Here is a 19,529-nt window from a genome sequence, read left to right as displayed (position 1 = left end):
TTGTGGTTTTAAAAGGCCGAAGGTCTTTAATCAATAGTCTGGGGCGTTGCCCTGAGCTATTGCTCTCAAGCTTTCAGCCTGTTTTTACCTTACCTGTCTTATGTATAAGGTCGTTAAAAAACACCTATTCCATACAAAAGAACAAAAAGTAAGGTGCCCAGCGACAAATTTCTCAGTTCAGGATCCAGTTTTGTCGATGGGGCATCGTACCGGAAAATGGCAATGATGTTTTTTATAAATAATGGCAACGATAAAAATACCAGCCATGCTCCCTGACGTGTTTCAAAAAGAAATAACCAAACCAACATTGAAGTCCAGCCCAGCAAAAGCAAAAGTAAATGGTACAGTGCTGCATTTCTGCGGCCCATCATTACCGGGAGCGTTTTTTTTCCGCTTTTCCTGTCACTTTCAATATCCCGGGTATTGTTTAGATTTAATACTCCGGTGCTGAAAAATCCTACGGCAGTGGCGGGAAGCAACACGGTCCAGTCCCAGAATCCTGAATGCAGGAAAAAGGTGCCTCCCACGCCCATCAGACCAAAAAAGAGATATACATAGAAATCTCCCAGGCCCCGGTAACCGTAAGGGTTCCTGCCGACGGTGTAACGGATGGCCGCAGCAATGGCTGCTATTCCCATCAGAAAAAACACAAACGCATATAAATGATTTGCTTTGAGGGAAATAAAAATAAGTGTCAGCCCGGAGAATAAGGCCAGGAGTGCGGAAGTAAAGATTGCAGCCTTCATTTGTTTAAGGGTGATTACGCCTTGTTGCAGAGCTCGCCGGGGCCCTTCGCGTTCATCATTGTCGGCACCCGAAACGGCATCACCATAATCATTGGCCAGATTGGACAGGATTTGCAGAAAAAGAGTCGTCAGCGAGGCCCATATCAGTACAGACCAACGGAAGGTGCCTGAGTCCACGGCAATAAATGAGCCCATAAAGATCGTAGAAAGAGCGAGTGGGAGCGTTCTGAGTCGTAATGATATTACCCAGGCTTTAATATTTGACATAGTATTATTGTGTTTTGTTTTCTCTATCAGTAAACAATTATCGGCAGGAACGGTTTTATCCCGTCAAAATTACTGCTTTTTCTTTTTAAAAGAATACATAATGTTGTTGTGTTCTAAAATGGCCAAAGGTCTTTAAGCAATAGCCAAAATATTTTTACAACCTTAATCGTTATTCTATTATTTGAAATAATTGCTTGATAATATTAATCTTAACCCAAATACTATGCCTCAATCTCTATCAAAAGTTTGTGTTCACATAACCTATAGCACCAAGGAACATTACCCTTTTTGGGATTCCCAAATCAGACCTCGTATTTTCGAATACCTTGGAGGAATTTGTAAAGGTTTAGATTGTTATCCTATAAAAATAGTTGGACATCGGAATAGATTATTTGTGAATAATGCAGGTTAAATGAATAAAAAAGAATTAACGCCGATAAGGGTTTTTTGATAAATTAGTGTCATTAAAGTGACTGAAGCTAAAAATATGCAATTACCACGATCGGAAAAAGAGATTACCCGACTCATAGCCAGAGGAGATGAACATGTTTTTGAAGAACTGTTCCGGTCGTGGTATGGCCGCCTGACATTGTTTGCCTATAAATATCTGGCCGATCGCCAGGAGGCCGAAAATATTGTACAGATGGTTTTTATCAAATACTGGGAAAAGCGGAAAGAGTTAAATATTGAATCATTGAACAGTTATCTGATGACGGCCGTGCGAAACAGTTGCCTGAATGAATTGAAGCGAAGACCGCATTTTTATTCTGTAGATGAGCAATACAATTTGTCGGATGAACAGGAGGAGAAGGCAGCGGACGATGAATTGATGGACGACGTGCTGAAGGCTGTTGAGGAGATGCCTCCCCGACGCAGGGAAATCTTTAAAATGAGCCGTTTTGATGGGTTTAAATACAAAGAGATTGCAACGCAGTTAGGCATTTCACAAAAAACGGTGGAAGTTCAGATGGGAAAAGCCCTGAAGACACTCAGAGAGATGTTTAATCCAATGGGGAGCAAAAAAAAGGTATGATATATTTATGATTAAAAGGACTGTTTGAAATCACAGTTTTTCAAAGAGCATTTTTTGAAGGGAAGAGCTCCCTGATTGAAAATAGAATCAGCAGGAACGATTAATAATGATAGTATTTGATTAATAGTTGAAATGATGTTGGAAAGCGAAAGAAATATAAACTGGGAACTGGCAGCACGTGTTTTGAGTGGAGAGGCTGATGAAATTGACCGTGGATTACTGGACCAGTGGCTTCATGCTGACCCGGCCAATGAGGAAGAATGGGAACGTATCAAAACGTCATGGCGTCGGGGAGAAGAGGCCTTGTTTGTCCGGCAAACAGATATCGAATCAGCCTGGAAGAATGTTCGTCGTTTTACGAAAGAATCTTCTTTTCCGGAAGCTTCAAAAGGCAGAACCTTTTCTTTAGGGAGAGCACTGGCTGTAGCAGCTTCTGTGATTGTTGTTCTCGGGCTTTCGTGGTTTCTTCTGTTAAAACCGCAGGAGAATCAATCGTCCTTAATTGTTTCCAACTCCCCGCGCGAGGAGATGTTACTGAGTGACGGAAGTAAAGTTATTCTTAACAACAGTTCCAGGTTTTTATGTAACCAACCATTTGGGGAAGAGGAGCGGACAGTACAACTGGAGGGAGAAGGTTTTTTTGAAGTTGAAGGCGACAGAAACCGGCCTTTTGTAATCAAAACAGAAGACGTAACCATCCGTGTGACCGGTACGAAATTTAATGTGCGGGCTTATCCCAACCTGGATGTTACCGAAATAGCAGTTCTTGAAGGCCGGGTTGAGGTAGTCCCGCCATCTGATCAGGAGATGGTTGTACTGACCCGTGGACAAACCGCGCTTTTTGAAAAGAAAAGCGGGTTGCTCTCTGTGATGGAAACTACTGATCCGAACCTTTTGTCGTGGCTTACCGGTCAGATTCGATTTGAAGAAACCCCACTGAAAGAGGTTGTTGAAACCCTTAGTCGTGTGTATGGAGCTGATTTTCAATTTTCAGATAAAGCATTGGGCGAAGAGAAACTGACTGCCCGGTTTAGTGATAATTCGTTGGATTTTGTTCTTGAGGTGGTTTGTACTACCTTTAATCTTGAGTCTAAACGGGAGGGGGAGACCATCTTCTTGTCCGCCCAAAATAATTAGTTTCTGTCCATAAAGTACCACTTGCGTCGTTACGCTTGCCGCCAAAATACTCATTTACGATTAGTAAATTCCGTTTTTGGCGGGTTGCGCCACCGCCAAAGCTTTAGGCGGCACGCGGTCGCAAGCCTAGCAATTGGCACTTTCTGACCAGAAACAGGACTAAAAACAAATTTTGCTTAGTTTATGGACAGGCACCAACCTACCTTATACATAAGACAGGTAAGATTTAAACAGGCTGAAAGCCTGAGAGCAATAGCCGAGGGCGTTGCCCTGGGTTTTAAGGTATCCCTCATCCCCCCTCTCATTATTGGTCGCAAAGCGACCAATAATGAGAGGGGGGAGTTGTTACAATTTTCTTGAGGCAACGCTCCAGGCTATTGCTTAAAGACCTTTGGCCTTTATTATTTGTAGGTAGGGCCTGTTAATAAAGGTGTTTGTACCGAATGATGAATTATTATTTTGAACATAAAAAAAGGGCATTCAGCCCCTTCATACTCAAAGGATGGGTTATTCTGGTGACTCTTATCTTTATGGTTCTGCCTCTTCGTGCTCAGAAAAATATTTTGGATAGAAAATATTCATTCAGTTTTGACAGTATATCGGTGGCTTCCTTTTTTGATTCCTTATCGACTCATTACGACATCGCTTTTTCTTATGACGCATCATTGATTGACAGCGACAGCATTTTTGATGCTCGTGCCGATTCGGTGCAGCTTGACCAATGGTTGAAAAAAACGTTTTATCAGGAGGAACTTGAAATCCATCAGATGGACCGGCAAATCATAATCTCTTCCGAGCCTGCACGGGTGAATGTTGAATCCATACACATTAAAGGTTTGGTGGTTGATTCTGCAAATCAGGAGCCCATGGATATGGTCAATATTGGAATTGCCGGAAAATCTCTTGGAACAGCCTCCAATCGTCAGGGGAAGTTTGCTTTCTTTCTTCCCGCCGAATACGCCGGGGAGAAGCTGGTCTTTTCCAGCCTTGGATACCGGCGCGACTCATTAGCTATTCCTGCGTCTGATACCAGTGTGGTGATGACTTTGTCTGAAACATCCGTGGAACTGCCTGAAGTGTTGGTGAAACTTGTAAAGCCGGAAGAAATTATGCGGGAGGTGGTGCGTAGAAAGAAAGATAACTATGCAGAGAATCCGCTGATTATGACCGCCTTTTTTCGGGAGTCGATTCAGCAGGATAAAAAGTATGTGGATGTGTCGGAAGCGGTGGTGGAGATATTTAAACCTCCTTATTTTCAGGAATATGCTCTTGAGCGTGTACGTTTTGTGAAAGGCCGGAAAGGACAATACAGTGGCGACATGGAGATGATTGATTTTAAGCTTCAGGGAGGTCCTTTTCTTTTCAGCAGGGTGGATATTGTTCGTCAGGGTGGCTTTCTGCCCGATATGGCGGGAAATTCTGTATATAAGTATTCTTTTAAGCGCATGGATTATGATCACGGGCGCACGGTGTTTGTGATTGGTTTTGAGCCATATAATGATACGGGGGAGTTGTTGTATGAAGGTGAGATTGTGGTGGATGAAGCATCCTTTGCCATTGTAAGTGCTACTTTTCAGATGACGGATAAAACCGTACGTAAAAGCAGGGAGTATCTTATCAGGCGCGATAGTCGGCGTTTCCGTACAAAACCTTCTTTTGCCCGTTATCGCATTGATTATCGTCCGTGGAATGATAAATGGATTCTAAACAGTGTCCGGGGAGAAGTAAATATGAAAGTGATTGACCGGCAGGAAAATATTCGAACGGTATTTAACACGGTTTCCGAATTGCTGGTGACGGATTTAAGAACGGGAGACCGTAAAGAGTTTCGCTGGAATGATGCTTTCCGGGCAGATTATATTTTGTCCGATCAGATAGAAGCGTACGATGATGATTTCTGGTCCAGGTATAACATCATCAGTCCGGATGAGTCGGTGGAGAAGATTTTTGAGAAGCAGGAGGGAGATGAGGAATGAGGAATGAGGAATGAGGAATGAGGAATGAGGAATGAGGAATGAGGAATGAGGGTTGAGGGTTGAGGGTTGAGGGTTGAGGGTTGAGTTGAGGGTTGAGTTGAGGGTTGAGGGTTGAGAGCTGTTTTTTGGTTCTGAGATGAGTTATGACTTTCTGAGATGGAACAGCTCCGGCAGAGATGGTACTTTGATAAAGAGGTTATGGAAGACCTATTATAGGATGATAGCAATAAACAGGTAGAAGTTTAAAAGGTAGAAGGCAGAAGAAAAATAACCAACTTTTCGGATGCGGCTGCAGAATCATTCAATGCAAAAATAGAAGACTTCGGAAAACGGTTCTGAGGCTTTCTGGATTTAACCTGATTAATTCACAAATTATCTATTACGAGACTCAACTACCAGCAAAATTTAAGAGTCCTCAGCAAATTTGATTTGAAAATAGTTCACTATTTCCTTCCTCAAACTTGCCTGCGGTTTCTTGAATTTCTTGGTATTTGAGCATCTCATAACGAAAATCCATGAAACGAAGTTCGACGAAGTCAATTATTCAGGCTAAAACTTTTCCTTTATAGATTGTGTAAGATTTTTTGCTTGGACCCAACTTTGGGGAGTGTTAGGATGGGCAAGGAATGAGGAGGAGTCCACAAAATATTAACGGCGGAGCAAGTCCGCCGTACTTATGTTGTTGTTTTAAAACCAGATTTTGAAGCGGGTGACTGCTTTTGAGATCTGTTTTATGCGCAATGCTGCTGAAGGTAATTGATGGTTGATCCGACAGATTGCAGATGTGTCATCTCCTCATTCTTTACATTTACTTTGAATCGGGTTTCCAGGTAAAACAGGAAACAAGCCATATCCACATCATCCATAAACAAATCATCGGTCAAAGATGCTTTTTCATCAATTACGTTCCGGGGAATACCGGTCATTCTGAATACCTTATACAGGTTACGTCTTATCTCTTTTGCATTCATAAGGCAACTCTCTTTTGATGGTTTAATAATATGACAATCGAAAGAGAGGTTACACGTATAGAATGGATTGATTTTTTTTTCAAATAGTCAGCGACATATTATTTTCTTCCATCATTTTCCGCATATTGATGAGTGCATAGCGCATTCGGCCCAGGGCTGTATTGATACTAACATTGGTCTCTTCGGCAATTTCTTTAAATGAAAGACCGAAATAGTGTCGGAGTCTGATGACCTCTTTTTGTGACTCAGGCAACATTTCCACCAAAGCTGCTACTTCACTGAGTAATTGATCATGAACCATCTGGTCTTCGATGGTCTGGTCGGAATATCTGGCATTGTTAAAAAGGTCAAAGCTGTGCTGATCGTTGGAGACCATTTGTTGATTCTTCTGCTTTCGAAAATGGTCAATGATGAGGTTATGAGCAATGCGCATAACCCATGAAGTAAAACGCCCGTTTTCGGCATACTTACCGCCTTTGAGTGAATGGATAACTTTTACAAATACGTCCTGAAAAATATCTTCGGCCAGATCCCGTTGCCTGACCATTAGAAAAATAAATGAATAAATGCGCTGGTGATGTCTTTCAATCAACAGGTCAATACACCTCGAATCTCCTGATATAAACTTTTTTACAAGCTCTTCATCAGACAGGATAGTCAGTTCTGTCATCATAATCAATATTTAAAATTTGCTTGTAAAAATGTTCTATAGGCTTCTGTTTTATTGTTTAACGGCGTATTTTCGTATTAATTTGTGGTCTAAATAACGGAAAAATACACAAATTTCCAAATGTTAAATTTTTTTATTGATTTGTTTTATCTGTCTTTTTACCTCTTTGATGAGTTTTTCCTTTAGTTGTTTGTAACCGGAAGCCTGCTCTTTAAATGCCTTTTCGGTTTTCTGAGCTTGCTGATAAAGGGTGGAAGCCTCCATAGTACCGACGATACCCTTGAGGGAGTGTAACAAACGGGCAGTTTCTTCTGTTTCTTCCTCATCTTCCAGTTGCTTCAGGCGGTTTCCAATGTCCGCATAATCGTGACAGAAGCCCTTGAGCAGACGATTGTAGAGGTCTGAACGACCTCCCATGCGGCGAATTCCTGCCTGCACATCGAGACCGTCAATTTTTGGAAACTTGTATTCACGTCCTTTTTCGGAATGTTGCATGATGGTATCGGAATCTCTGACCTCTCCGAAAACAAGACGATAAATGACTCTGAACAGGTCGTCCGGATCAATGGGTTTGGCCACAAGTCCGGTCATTCCTGCCTGTAAGCATTGGTTTTCCACATCTCCCAGAGCTTCAGCAGTCATTGCCACCACGGGTACTTCATTCCATCCTTCGATTCGCTTCATCCTGCGGGTTGCTGTATAGCCGTTCATTCCCGGCATGTGAATGTCCATTAGCACCAGGTCGTATGGGCAGTTTCCTTCTTGTTCCCGGGCCAGATCCAATGCCTCCTGTCCGTTCACCGCCAGGTCGGTTGTAATGTTGGCCATGGCAAGCAACTCTCTGGTAAGTTCCCGGTTGGTATCGTTGTCCTCTACCATCAGTAGCTTAAGTGGTTCCTCTTTGATCAGGAGATCTTTGTAATTTTTCTTTTTGGAACCACCCTCCGATTGCGGAAATTCCACTCCGCCCATGGCGTCCATCAGGGTGTCAAACACGATGGAATAATTGGCCGGTTTATGCATCAATACATAAGGAATTTCCTCCTCGGGCCAGGTTTCTTTGAGTTCTTCTTCATGAAAAGGGGAGGCCATGATTACAAGATGTTCGAAACGGTCGTTGTATCTTAGTAAATCCTTTATGGCTTCTTTACCAAGGCCCGCGATCATCGGCCAATCCAGGAACAATAGCCATAGGGGACCTGAAGGACTGATGCTTTCCAGTTTACCCAGGAGGGATTTGAAAGCACAGGTGCGGTGAACTTTAAAACCAAAATCGGTGAGCATACTTTTCAGTCCGATGGCTGTTTTAACATTGTTGCAACCAATCATTGCCTCATCGCCTTCCACTTCAAAAGCATGAAGCATCTGATCTTTTTTCTGAATCATTTGTCGATCAATGAAAGCAGTGAAGAAGAAGGTGCTGCCCTTGCCATAATCGCTCTCCACCCAAATCTCTCCACCCATCATTTGAGTAATGCGCTTGCAGATGGCCAGTCCAAGGCCGGAACCTCCGTATTTTCTGGTGGTGGATACATCGGCTTGTGAAAATGCCTTGAAAAGGTTGTTCTTTTGCTCTTCTTTGAGACCGATTCCTGTATCTTCAACTGCAAAAAGAAGTTCCGTCTTCTCACTTTCGGATGATTTGAGGCTAATCTTTACGTTTACGTGTCCTTTATCGGTAAATTTTACCGCATTATTGACCAGATTAATTAATACCTGCTCCAGTCTCAGCGGATCACCAACAAGGCTCAGCGGGACTTTAGGATCTATGTCAAAGACCAGCTCCAGGTTTTTTTCATTGGCCCGGAAAAGTACCATGTCGGCCAGGTTTTGTAGTACTTGTTCCAGGTCAAAGTCGATGTACTCAAGTTCCAGCCGGCCTGCCTCAATTTTGGAGAAGTCGAGTATGTCGTTGATAATTCCAAGCAGAGACCGGGAGGAGGACTGAATGCGCTTGAGGTAATCGCTCTGGCCCCGGAAACCTGAGTTTTCAAGTCCCAGGTGTGTCCATCCAATGATGGCATTCAAGGGGGTGCGTATTTCGTGACTCATACGTGCCAGGAAGTCACTTTTTGCCCGTGTTGCATTTTCAGCTGCTTCCTTGGCTTTTTGTAATTCAATATTGCTCTGATGGCGCGCTATCATCAAGCCCATGGTAACGGCAAAAGCTTTGAACAACGTTTTTTGTGACTCATTCCACCTGGCCGATTTCATTTCCATGCCAAACCCGATGAAACCCCAGAATGAGTTATGGACAAATACAGGGATGATAAGGGCAGAGGTGGAACTCAGCTTGGCCAGGAAGGATTTCTCTCTGGTGGTAGCCGAATGAACATTTACCTCCAGGTCTTTCTGATCGTTGAGGGCAAAATACCATGAAGGGCTGATTCTTTCATAGGCCAGGTCGGTCAGATCTTTTCGGTAAATGGGTTCCAATGATGAATGCTCCCACTCCACAAAATGTTTGAATAGCAGTTGCCCGGGTTCATTTCTGTAATTCCGAAACGCAAATGCACGATCCACGCCGGCACCATCTCCCAGTACCCGAAGGGCTTTAAGCAGTGCTTCTTTGAAGTTGGTGCTGGCAATTAACTCTTTGAGCGCTTCCGAGACCCCTTCCAGCAGTTTGTCGCGCATCATTATCTCATTGACTGCGTCTTTTTGGGCTGTTATGTCAATGATAACCCCCTGGAAAGTGACTTGTCCGGTTTGCCGGTCAACCACGGGCAATCCTTTTTCATAAACCCATTTGCGATTTCCCACCAGGTCGCGAATCCGGTACTCCATTTCGAAGGGGGACTGATTTTGTAAAGCCCGGCTCAGGATTTCTCTGACTTTATCTCTGTCTTCTTTTATGATGAATGGGATGATGGACTGCCCTTCCTGGATGAATGCGTTAATGCCCAGCCCGATAATGTTTTCCACGCCGCCGCTGATGAAAAGCATGGTGCGTTTGTAATCGCTCTGGCAATGATAGACAATGCCCGGAACATTGGTAACGATGTTGCGGTAGTTCTCACGACTTCTCTCCAGATCGTGCAGTGCTCTGCGCAACTCAGTGATATCGGTGGACACTCCACAAACAGATATGACTTTTCCTGAACTGTCTTTAATAGGAAATTTGTTGGATAAGAAGGTGCGTTTTCCGGTTGTGGACGGAAAGAATTCTTCCCGTTGAATCGATTTTTTACCGGTGAGTACTTCTGCGTCATTTTCACTGAATACCGCAGCTATTTCTTCTGGGAAAATATCTTTGTCTGTATGACCTATAATACGGTGGGCTTCCAGTCCCAGCGTTTCTTCCATAGGTTGATTGATGAGTGTAAACCTTCCCGTTTTGTCTTTGACATAAATCAGCGCCGAACTGTTGTTGATGATGTCGTTAAGCAATTGTCGGTTGGTCTGTAACTGCTTGTTGGCCTCTTCCCGGAGTTCCTCATCGTGTTTGATTCTTCTGAAATAGATAACTGCCATCCAGATGCCAATAATAATGGCCAGTGACATAAAGACCGATAGCAGGACAAACCCGATAATTACCCATCTCTCCATGGCATGGTTTTGATGGTAATTGGCTTTTTCTCCGGCTATCTGAATGCTTTGAGAGCTTCTGTCCATCAGTGTTTGAACTCTTTCTATCTCTTCCAGTTCCCCAACCAGGTCAAGCATTTCTTTTTGATAGCCCGAAAGGCCGCTTCTAAGACGTGACAGGGACCTGAAAGAATCAGATCCGGGAGAGACCACATCGGGTGGGGGAACAAGGCTGTTGATACGTGTGAAGACGGTATCCACCATTTCCCTGGTAACAAAGTTGACCGGGTAGTTCCACAATTTTTTTTCAATCTCTTTCAGATGAAGGAGTTGATACATCAGGTCGTTGTAGAGGTCAGGTTCCCCCTTTTTTGATTTGGGATTCGTTGTTGCTCTTTGCGGAAGTGGTTGGCGTGCAGCATAAAAAACCTTTTGAAATAGTGCATCCATTTTTTGTTCTGTTGCGCTGCGACCTTTTTTCAGGTTGATGACTAAAACCCAGTACCGCTTGTAATCGTCCAGCCAACTGCTTACGGTGGATAACTCATCACGGCTGATGGAATTCAGCCTGCTTTCGCGGGCATTTTGCAGGAGTATTTCTATTTTCAGGGTAAGGCTGTCCACCATGTGTGTGGAAGTAGTATCGCTTTTGAGAGTGAGATTTTCGGCCTGAATGCGTGATACGTATATTTGATGCAGCAGTAGATCCACTTTCTCTGTGCTCCGTACCCAGTCTTTAAGGCGGGCGATACCAAAAAGACTGAACCCCGCAACCAGAATCAGCAGCACCAGATTGAAAAGGTATCCTCCAAGGACCTTCTGACTGATGGAACCATTTGATTTAAAGAAATTTATTAGTTTTTTGAACATGCTATGTTCTTTGTATTGCTTTTACCCCACAAAAATGAGAAAAATTGTTAACTAATTAGGCTTCATTGTTTAAAATTATTTTGGATCATTCATCTATCCTGCCTTCTTTATATTACAGGTAGAGTCTGTCCATAAAGTGCCATTTGCGTCCCCGAAGGATCGGGGCAGGCTGTTATGCTTGCCGCCAAAATACTCATTTACCTATGTAAACTCCGCTTTTGGCTGCTTCGCAAGCCTTGCAACTGGAATTTTCTGACCAGACACATGACTAAAAACAAACTTTACTTAGTTTATAGACAGGCACTGGGTAGAGTCTAAACAGGCTGAAAGACCTTCGTCCTTTGAAAAAACGTTGCTTTAGAGTCTGCTGAAAAAGTCAGCAATCCAAATTTTAATTATTTTATTGATTTTCTTTTTGGCATTGCCCCAAAAAGGAAACAAAAAAGTCTAGTCCGTTTAAACCTATCTGCCCGCATCAGGCTTAATTTCCGGCTGGCCCGCAAGGCCTTGAAGTCGCCCATTAAGCCCTCTCTCCACCGCCGGCCCGGAAAACGGACGGGCCCGCCCACCTTTCAACCAGTAAAACTCATTTAAACAAAAAACATCCTTTTGACCGGTAAGTTGTTAATTATTTAACGTCTCAAGTCTTCTTAAGTGCAATCTTATTTTAGTGATAGCTTGAAAACCTTGCACTTCAAATGAAAACACCCCCATTAAGTTATTCATAATCTTTACATTATTCGTTTTCAAGCAGGCCCTGCTTTAAACTAAAGCCTTCATAAATGGGAAGAGCGTGATTAATAGAAGGGCTACCTTATTTATTAAAAAATCAGTTTGATGCCCCGTTTTTCCTGGGACTGTTTATCTGTAATCAATCATATAACTGACAAATAAAGGAGATAAAAATAATTTTTTCAGATTATTTCCGTTTAAGTTGTAGACCGGTTTAACGGACTTTTCCCCTAATGGGGTAAATTATTGTTTCATAATTAATTCAGAAAATTTGCTTATGAAGAAATGTTCTACTATGGATTTGGATTTTATGATTTCTAAAAGTTATTATCTGCAGGAATTGCTGTTAAACCTGCCGGAGGCTAGACTGAAGGAGGTCCTGATCAGCCCGAGAAGGGAGATTGTGGAAAATCTCAAAAAGCGCCTTCGCATTATTCCTGAAATGAATAATTAATGGTTAGCCCTGTTATTGGTTGCATCTCAACCAAAAACAGGGCTTAATTGGATGATTTTATCCAACCGACCTTATACATAAGACAGGTGAAATGTAAACAGGCTGAAAGCCTGAGAGCAATAGCCCAGGGCAACGCCCTGGGTTTTGAGGTATTCCTCATGCCCCCCTCATTATTGGTCGCGTCGCGACCAATAATGAGGGGGGGGAGTAGTTACAATTTCCCTGGGACGTTGCCCCAGGCTGTTGCTTAAAGACCTTCGGCCTTAAAAAAACGCAACAACATTTTCCTTTGCGGTTGCCTGAATTTATTGGGATTTAAACATCTCATAGCGAAAACTCATGAATCGAAGATTGACGAAGTCAATAAACCAGACTGAAATTGTCGCCTGGTCTGTGCTAAAAGCTAATTGTTAATAATCTTTTTCCGTATCCTCCTTTAGCATATTTTTAGTGGATAGCAATCCGCAGGCTGCATAGATGTCTTCACCTCTCGATCGACGGATGGTTGTGGTAAGCCCTTTTCTATTGAGTTGGTCTGAGAACCACTTAATTTTTTCATCGGATGAACCCCTGAGAGGTGAGTCGGGAATGGGATGAAACCTGATGAGGTTGATTCTGCATCGGATGCCGTTTAGTAGTTTGGTAAGGCCTTTCACATGAGCAGGAGTATCGTTCACTCCATCAAACATAATGTATTCGAAAGAGATTCTTCGCTGACGTCCGAAATCATATTCTTTTAATGAATCGATAACCTCTTCGATGGGATAAACCTGTTCGATAGGCATGAGTTTTTTACGTTCCTCATTGAAGGGCGTGTGCAGGCTGATGGCCAGATGTGCGTCGCTTTCCTCGATAAAACGCCTCATGGCTGGTTCCACGCCGATGGTAGAGACATTGAAACGTCTTGGGCTCCAACCCATCCCCCAATCGGAGGTGAATATTTCCAGACTTTTCAGCACATTTTCCACATTGTCCATGGGTTCTCCCATTCCCATATAAACAATATTGGTAAGTTGATCGCTTTCGGGCAGGCTGATAACCTGATTCACTATTTCTCCGGCGGTCAGTTGTCCCTGAAAGCCCTGTTTGCCTGTCATGCAAAACAGACATCCCATTTTGCAACCAATCTGAGACGAGATACACAACGTGTGGCGCTCCTTTTCGGGGATGTATGCTGCCTCAATGAAAAGTCCTTTTTGTGCGGGATAGAGATATTTTTTGGTGCCATCAACAGAGGCTTGAACTTTGGATGGTGCCACCCTTCCTATAATATATTTTTCTTTAAGCCGGTCACGCGCATCCTTCGAAAGATTGGTCATGTCGTCAATGTCACTTACCCCTTTGGTGTAAAGCCATTGCGCCATTTGTTTGGCAGTGAATCCGGGCAATCCGTTTTCCGCAGCAACGATTTTTAATTCTTCCAGAGTTTTTCCAAAAAGCGCTTCCATAAGGTGATTTTTAATTGTGACAGGGCAAAGGTAAGGATAAATAATAGAAAAGAGCTGTCGCCCGATAACCGGGCGACAGCTCTTTTAAATAATGATTTAACAAAACAATTACTTCACAAAAGTATCCAGTCCAATGCAACCTTCCAGTGATTTCAGATACTCAGCTGACTTAAACTTCTTGATGTTTTGTTCAGCGAGTTCGATGCTCGATTTGATTTTAACCTCCACTTCAGGTGCGATGTTTTTCCTGGTTGTGAGGTAATCGCGGAGATACTTAAGGTGTTTTTGCCATAAGGTGATGTCACCCAGTTGCTTGTTGGTCAGGCGCTCGTGATACCAGTCACTGGCCACCATATTTTCCAGGGTAAACATTTTTCTGATTTCAGGATCGTCAATGGTCTTGCCGTTGTATTCACCATGAGCCATCACGTGCAGAATTGCTTTGAGAGGAGGAATAGCTCCTTCTACGCTGCCATCCTCAAAATAACTTTTGGCAACTCTTTGCTGGGCTTCCACAATGTTGTTGATTCCGTCCACAAATACCTCCTGGTCCTGTGTCTCTGGCTGCAATATTTCACTGTTAAATACGGCATCAGGGTTCTCGAAAACACGTCCCAGGAAGGTGCGTGCAAATTTTGCATTGATGCGATATCCCAAACGTGAAGCCAGCACTTTTTTACCGTTGTGCTCGAAATCTTCGAGTTTTTCCAGATAATTATGTTCTTTCAGGAATTCTGCATCTGCCTCTTCAGCACTCAGTCGGCTCCAAATCTCAGGTACCAGCAGACTGATGTCGTGATCGACCCTGTAATTTGGACCAATATGACCTGCTGCGGTGGTAAAGCCGGCATATCCGGTAAGGATAAATGAAACCAGTGCATTGTTAAGGTCTGTTACCGGACTCAGGGCATTAAAAGGCCCTTTGGTAAGTGCTCCCTCTGAACCGGCACCGGTGGTGGAAGGGGACTTTCCTGTGAGACTGCAAACAAAGTCCATGAACAGTTCGGGTAAATCCTGATAGTGGATAGGATTGTAAACTGCCAGTGGACGAATACCAGGTTGCGGCGGGTTGTTTCTGCGACCACCCAGCACTGCATTTACCGGGGTGAGCACAGGTTCTCCAGCAGGCACTTTCCTGTATAGGCGTGTGCCCATTTCGGCTATATAGTTTTCGCGGTGCTTGATGAGCCCCGGACGGTTTTGCAGATACCTCACGTTGGCCGACGGTTTGCCTTCAAAAATCCGTGGATGGGAAGAGGAGACAAAATAATTGTTCTCTTTCTTTTTAGCCACTTCCCTAATCAGGTTCTTCATCGGTTGAGTGTATTTGTCAAACTCGATGGCATCGTCCATTATCTCTTTTGCGTCACTGATGGTCAGTGGCTCAAAATTAGAAATGAAAGTGTTGGGGGTTGACAAATCCAGTTCTGCCTGTTTGTCGTAACCGCGGTTAACAGCTTCGTCGGGTCGTTGGAAGAAACGGTATTCGCAATTGGTGATGAATTTGGCTGATGGATGGTTGAAATCCGGAGCCAGATCTTTCAATTGTGAAGCGGGCACAACCGTTGAGGCTGTGATGTCATCTTCCATCTGCAACTTATCGCTGGCGATATAGTCCTGACGCAGCTTAAAGGTACGCCATGCCCCTTCGTTGGTAAGTCCCACACGCAGGTAACTGGCAACCAGCTTACGGTTCTTGAATTTCAGTTCATTACCGTGTTTACCATCGATGATATCAACGGTAAAGTATTTTTTCCACTCTTTACCCCATTCGGCACGGTAGAATCGCTTCACAATGTAAACCAGCCCTTTGATGTGGTGTGGGATGGTTTCCAGCCATTCGTTGTATTCTTTGGTATAGCGGTTTGGAGCAGGTGTCAGCAGCTTTATAACCGAACCAAGTGAACGTTGGGAGCTCAGGATGGGACGATTTTTATCTGTTTTGATGTGTGGAAGGTAGATGTCCGAGTAATCCTTATTGATGATTTCTTCCACTTTTTTGAAATCATTTTCATAATCAGCAGTGAAGAATGGACCGTAAATAATGGCATCTTCAATGGATTTGGAGATTTCGGACTTACCTCCACCTGAAACGGTACAGGGCTTGTGACAGAAAGTTCCTTCAGCCACGGAACCAATCAATCTCCATGAAGGCACATAAGGGTTTTTGTTCATCCGTACTTTATATCCTGCAGGCAGCATATAAGTATTTTTCGGATTCAGTCTGATGGAATGTTTCTTTCCGTCTTTGGTCCAGGAAACTTTTTGCTCCATCAGGTTGAAGGCAGCATCTTCGGGAACATAAATAATGTCCTTGTATTTCCTGTCCACTGCGTGCCCCTCAGGTTGCAGCTCCATATAGTCGGTGTACATGGCGGCCATCTTCTCAAAAGAGAGGTCGTTGCGGTTGAATTGTTTGCGATCAGAAAATTCATCCCCCAGGTTATAGGTCGGGAATGCAATAGCTCCGCCGGCGTGTTCTTCTTCCACATTTCCCAACAGGTTGGCAGCATAGCCAATCTGTGTCTTAACTTCTTTCTTGGAATATCCGAAATAGTTGTCGGCAATGAGGGTTACGATGATGCCCTCTGCGGTACGGGCAGTAACTTTAAATGCACCACCATCGTTGTAGAGCTCATCTTCTTTTTCCCAGCACATACCATCGCGCTTCTGACGTTCTGTTGCTTCGTTGATGTGCGGAAGGCCCAGCTCTTTTTTCTTTAATTTGGTGAGATGGGGAGCCAGAATAACACAACCGGAGTGGCCGGTCCAGCCTTCAATGTCGAGGGCTGAATCGTTTTCGGTCAGATATGGATCTCCGGCATTCCCAAAAATGGATTCCACAAAATCCAGGTTGCTTACCAGGTTACCCGGGGCAAAGAAGCGGATCTCCATTCTTCTTTCCTTGTTCTTATTGCCTACGGCGGGTTCCACCACCGGTCGGAGCAACAAAGAAACAAAGGAGGCTGCTTTCTCTTCCTGAGTTGATGTAAAAGGTATTTCGAGCAATTCTTGGGGAGGCTGCAATGCTTTCTCCAACAAGCTTGCAAAAGCTTCTTTGGGCACTCCTTTTTTGTCGTGCGGGATGGGAAGTCCTCCCTCTACCACATGGAAAACGCCTTTGGTGGTTCTCCGGTCATTTTTGGGATTGTTTAGAATTCCCTGTTTCAGGCGGAAGGAGTGAATAATGTCGTTCTCAAATTTGTCGGCATCCGGCGGAAGCGACAGTGCCCGTGCAATGCCATGATTGTCAACGACAAAAGTCTCTGACGGGAGCCTGAAGTCTTTTTTGTCTTTGAAATCTGCCAGGTAATGGTCCAGGAAATTCTGGATACGCTGATCTGCCGGGCAGAGATATGAGGTGAGTAACCGGTTTTTTTCTTTGTAGTTATTGATGAGGTCGTTGGCCAGTTCCAGAAGGCCCATCCGGGAACTCGATTTGAAATAAGGCTGGCCCATAGCCGCCAGTTTGAGGTTGATGTACTCAATGACCCTTTTGGGCTTGGGTATTTCATTGGTACCATCCTCTTTAAATCCAAATGATTTCTTTAGGTCCATATTAGTAAGTGTTTAATAAATTTCTTTGTTTGCTCTGCGGGTAGGAAATGTAACGCAATAATAAAAAAAATTCAACAGGTTATCAGGAAAATTGGGTTACAAGAATGTTAAATAATCTTACCGGGTTTTTTATGAATTAAAAGTAGATTTCTGCAATAATATTATCATAAGGAATTCCCTTGTTGACCAATATATCTCGAACATCTACAACCATATTGGCGTTCCCACAAAGGTAATATTTTATATTGTTTGGTAAATTATTTTGTTCTTTCAGCCACTGTGTTAAACGCCCGGAGCGGATGCCGGGAGCCGTTTCCCGGGTGGCGAATCTAACATAATTATCGTCTAATGAGGAGGAAAAGTGTTCCGAAAACCAAAACTCTTTTGGTGTGCGCGCTCCGTGAATAAGTTTTTTATTTTGAATCAGGCCCGATTCGCTCATGCTGATAAAAGGTGCTACACCGGTGCCTGTGGCGATCCACCATGCCGGATCTTTCGTACCCAGAAAGCGACCAAATGGTTCTGACATCATTAACTCATCTCCCGGATTTAATTGCGCCAGGCGGGGTGTTAAACTTCCGGCAGGGTTGATGTCGAAAAGAATGCGGATGTGACCGGTATTGTTTCCGCTGGCGATGCTATACAGGCGAGGCTCTTCGTCTGCTGTCAGGGCAACGGCAACAACTTGTCCGGGAATGAAATCAAATGTTCTTTCGGTGCAGAGGGTGAATACGCCGGGTGATATTTCTTCTTTTGTCAGAACCTTTGCCGGGAATAACTCTTTTTGCTTTCGTTGTGGCATGGACTTTCGTTTATTGGGTTTATATCTTTTAACAAAATGTGAGGGGAAAAGGTTGTTAGAAGGGAGCAAGGGGCAAAGGTGAAAAAGCTGTTGGCTCTTAGGGAAAAAAGCTGAAAGCTGGAAGAAGCGGAATAGCAAACAGGACGAGCGACTTCCTTATCGCTCGAGCAGAGAACTCTTATTTGTTAGAAAAAATGGAATGAAACTCATAAACCAACCAGGTAAAAACAAGAAATTATCATCAACTCCTTATAAAAATGGAACAGCCCCGGCAGTGATTTTATTCAGAAGCCGGCTTGAAGCCGGCTGGTATAGTGCTGCTAAGGTGTCTGGTAATCCCCAGCCTAAAGACGGGGGCTAATCTCATGCGGCTGTTCTAAAAAATCTCAACCTGAGGCTTAACTTGTACCTCATTCCTCATCGCTCAACCCTCATCCTTTTTCTCTTATCGATCTGCTCAGTTTCAGTCTCAACCTCAACCTCAGTCTAAAAAAAAAACGACCCCATCCCGGAATCGTTTTTATATCATTTTATATTTCTTTGCTTCTACTCCAGATCAGGATTCTCTTCCTGCACCGCTTCTTCTTCATCAGCGACCGGAGTTTCTTCTGTGGAGAATGCATTCTCTGCATTATACGGGAATACGTCCATCAGGGGACTTTCGGTAATGCTTTGCACCTCAAAATCCACCACCATGTCGGAGAGCCCTTTCATGAGGTTGTCGTATGCATCACGCACATTGTCAGCCATGACCAGCATCTGGCTGCTGATTTTCTTTTCTTTGCCTGCATTTTCGTCGATGGAGAGGTGGCTGACTTTGCATTTATACCATCTATCTCCCGGGAAATCAGGAAATAAATCACTGTAATCGGCTTTGCGGATATTTGTGACCTGGAAATCTCCCCTGATCATGGTTTGCATCTCTTCATGGATGCGGCTTTCAGCTTCTGTAAACGAAACGGCATCGACCAGGTATGGCTCTGTTACCTTTTTTTCTTTTCCGGTGTTTTCGTCTGTTTTAATGTATTTTACCTTGCATTCGAACCAGGTGTGTAGCATGTGTTTTTATGTGTTTTAATGATTTTTTATTAATGATTAAAATGTTTTCCCAAAAGGGATTTCATCCCTTAAACCCTGAATTACTTTTTTTGTCTTGACACAAAAAAAGTAATCAAAAAAAGGTCAAGACTTTGCCAGCTTTCGCTCTAAAAACTACGGCTCTTTTATCGTAATCGTCAAAACTCATCTCGCTTGCTGTGCGCACGAGATTCAAACAGAGACGATTTACGATAAAACAACCTTGTTTTTAGGCTTACCTGCCAAGGTCACCCCCCCCC

Annotated in this window: 12 protein-coding genes; 4 read left to right on the top strand and 8 right to left on the bottom strand. The window is 43.6% G+C overall.

Going from position 1 to position 19,529, the window contains the following annotated elements; translation table 11 throughout:
- Window positions 1-113: 113 nt before the first annotated feature.
- Window positions 114-1,013: a 1,4-dihydroxy-2-naphthoate polyprenyltransferase gene (locus tag W7W_RS0112710; RefSeq protein ID WP_010664115.1), complete on the bottom strand. Its 900-nt coding sequence runs from the start codon at window positions 1,011-1,013 to the stop codon at window positions 114-116.
- A 487-nt stretch (window positions 1,014-1,500) separates the two neighbouring features.
- Between W7W_RS0112710 and W7W_RS0112705 the strand changes: the two genes are divergently transcribed.
- The 3 genes from W7W_RS0112705 (at window position 1,501) to W7W_RS0112690 (ending at window position 5,159) form a co-directional block, all read left to right on the top strand.
- Window positions 1,501-2,046 carry an RNA polymerase sigma-70 factor gene (locus tag W7W_RS0112705; protein WP_010664114.1) on the top strand — a complete coding sequence of 182 codons (546 nt, stop codon included), beginning with the start codon at window positions 1,501-1,503 and terminating at the stop codon, window positions 2,044-2,046.
- A gap of 132 nt (window positions 2,047-2,178) precedes the next feature.
- Window positions 2,179-3,183, top strand: coding sequence for a FecR family protein (locus W7W_RS0112700; protein ID WP_238532136.1), 1,005 nt, complete (start codon window positions 2,179-2,181; stop codon window positions 3,181-3,183).
- 443 nt (window positions 3,184-3,626) lie between these two features.
- Complete coding sequence (locus W7W_RS0112690; protein ID WP_010664112.1) at window positions 3,627-5,159, top strand: carboxypeptidase-like regulatory domain-containing protein; 1,533 nt, start codon at window positions 3,627-3,629, stop codon at window positions 5,157-5,159.
- Between the two features lie 731 nt (window positions 5,160-5,890).
- Here the strand turns inward: W7W_RS0112690 and W7W_RS0112680 are convergent.
- The 3 genes from W7W_RS0112680 to W7W_RS0112670 form a co-directional block, all read right to left on the bottom strand.
- Window positions 5,891-6,130: an acyl carrier protein gene (locus tag W7W_RS0112680; RefSeq protein WP_010664111.1), complete on the bottom strand. Its 240-nt coding sequence runs from the start codon at window positions 6,128-6,130 to the stop codon at window positions 5,891-5,893.
- A 79-nt stretch (window positions 6,131-6,209) separates the two neighbouring features.
- Window positions 6,210-6,803 (bottom strand): RNA polymerase sigma factor, encoded by a 594-nt coding sequence (locus tag W7W_RS0112675; protein ID WP_234409107.1) that lies wholly within the window; start codon window positions 6,801-6,803, stop codon window positions 6,210-6,212.
- A gap of 120 nt (window positions 6,804-6,923) precedes the next feature.
- Entirely contained in the window at window positions 6,924-11,198 is a 4,275-nt protein-coding gene (locus tag W7W_RS0112670; protein WP_010664109.1) for an ATP-binding protein, read from the bottom strand.
- A 1,009-nt stretch (window positions 11,199-12,207) separates the two neighbouring features.
- Here W7W_RS0112670 and W7W_RS23535 point away from each other — a divergent pair.
- Entirely contained in the window at window positions 12,208-12,384 is a 177-nt protein-coding gene (locus W7W_RS23535) for a hypothetical protein (protein WP_157202483.1), read from the top strand.
- A 410-nt stretch (window positions 12,385-12,794) separates the two neighbouring features.
- Here the strand turns inward: W7W_RS23535 and rlmN are convergent, their stop codons facing one another.
- The 4 genes from rlmN to W7W_RS22200 all read right to left on the bottom strand — a co-directional run bounded on the left by rlmN (window position 12,795) and on the right by W7W_RS22200 (window position 19,251).
- Window positions 12,795-13,832, bottom strand: coding sequence for a 23S rRNA (adenine(2503)-C(2))-methyltransferase RlmN (gene rlmN / locus W7W_RS0112655; protein WP_010664107.1), 1,038 nt, complete (start codon window positions 13,830-13,832; stop codon window positions 12,795-12,797).
- Between the two features lie 108 nt (window positions 13,833-13,940).
- Window positions 13,941-17,390, bottom strand: coding sequence for a hypothetical protein (locus W7W_RS0112650; protein WP_010664106.1), 3,450 nt, complete (start codon window positions 17,388-17,390; stop codon window positions 13,941-13,943).
- A 136-nt stretch (window positions 17,391-17,526) separates the two neighbouring features.
- A complete protein-coding gene (locus tag W7W_RS0112645) occupies window positions 17,527-18,192 on the bottom strand; it encodes a ferredoxin--NADP reductase (protein ID WP_010664105.1) in 666 nt (221 codons plus the stop codon).
- Between the two features lie 546 nt (window positions 18,193-18,738).
- Window positions 18,739-19,251 (bottom strand): DUF4494 domain-containing protein, encoded by a 513-nt coding sequence (locus tag W7W_RS22200; protein ID WP_010664104.1) that lies wholly within the window; start codon window positions 19,249-19,251, stop codon window positions 18,739-18,741.
- Window positions 19,252-19,529: the final 278 nt, after the last annotated feature.

The organism is Marinilabilia salmonicolor JCM 21150, from assembly GCF_000259075.1.
In the GTDB taxonomy this organism is placed as follows: Bacteria; Bacteroidota; Bacteroidia; order Bacteroidales; family Marinilabiliaceae; genus Marinilabilia; species Marinilabilia salmonicolor.
This window is presented reverse-complemented; position numbering and strand designations above follow the sequence as displayed.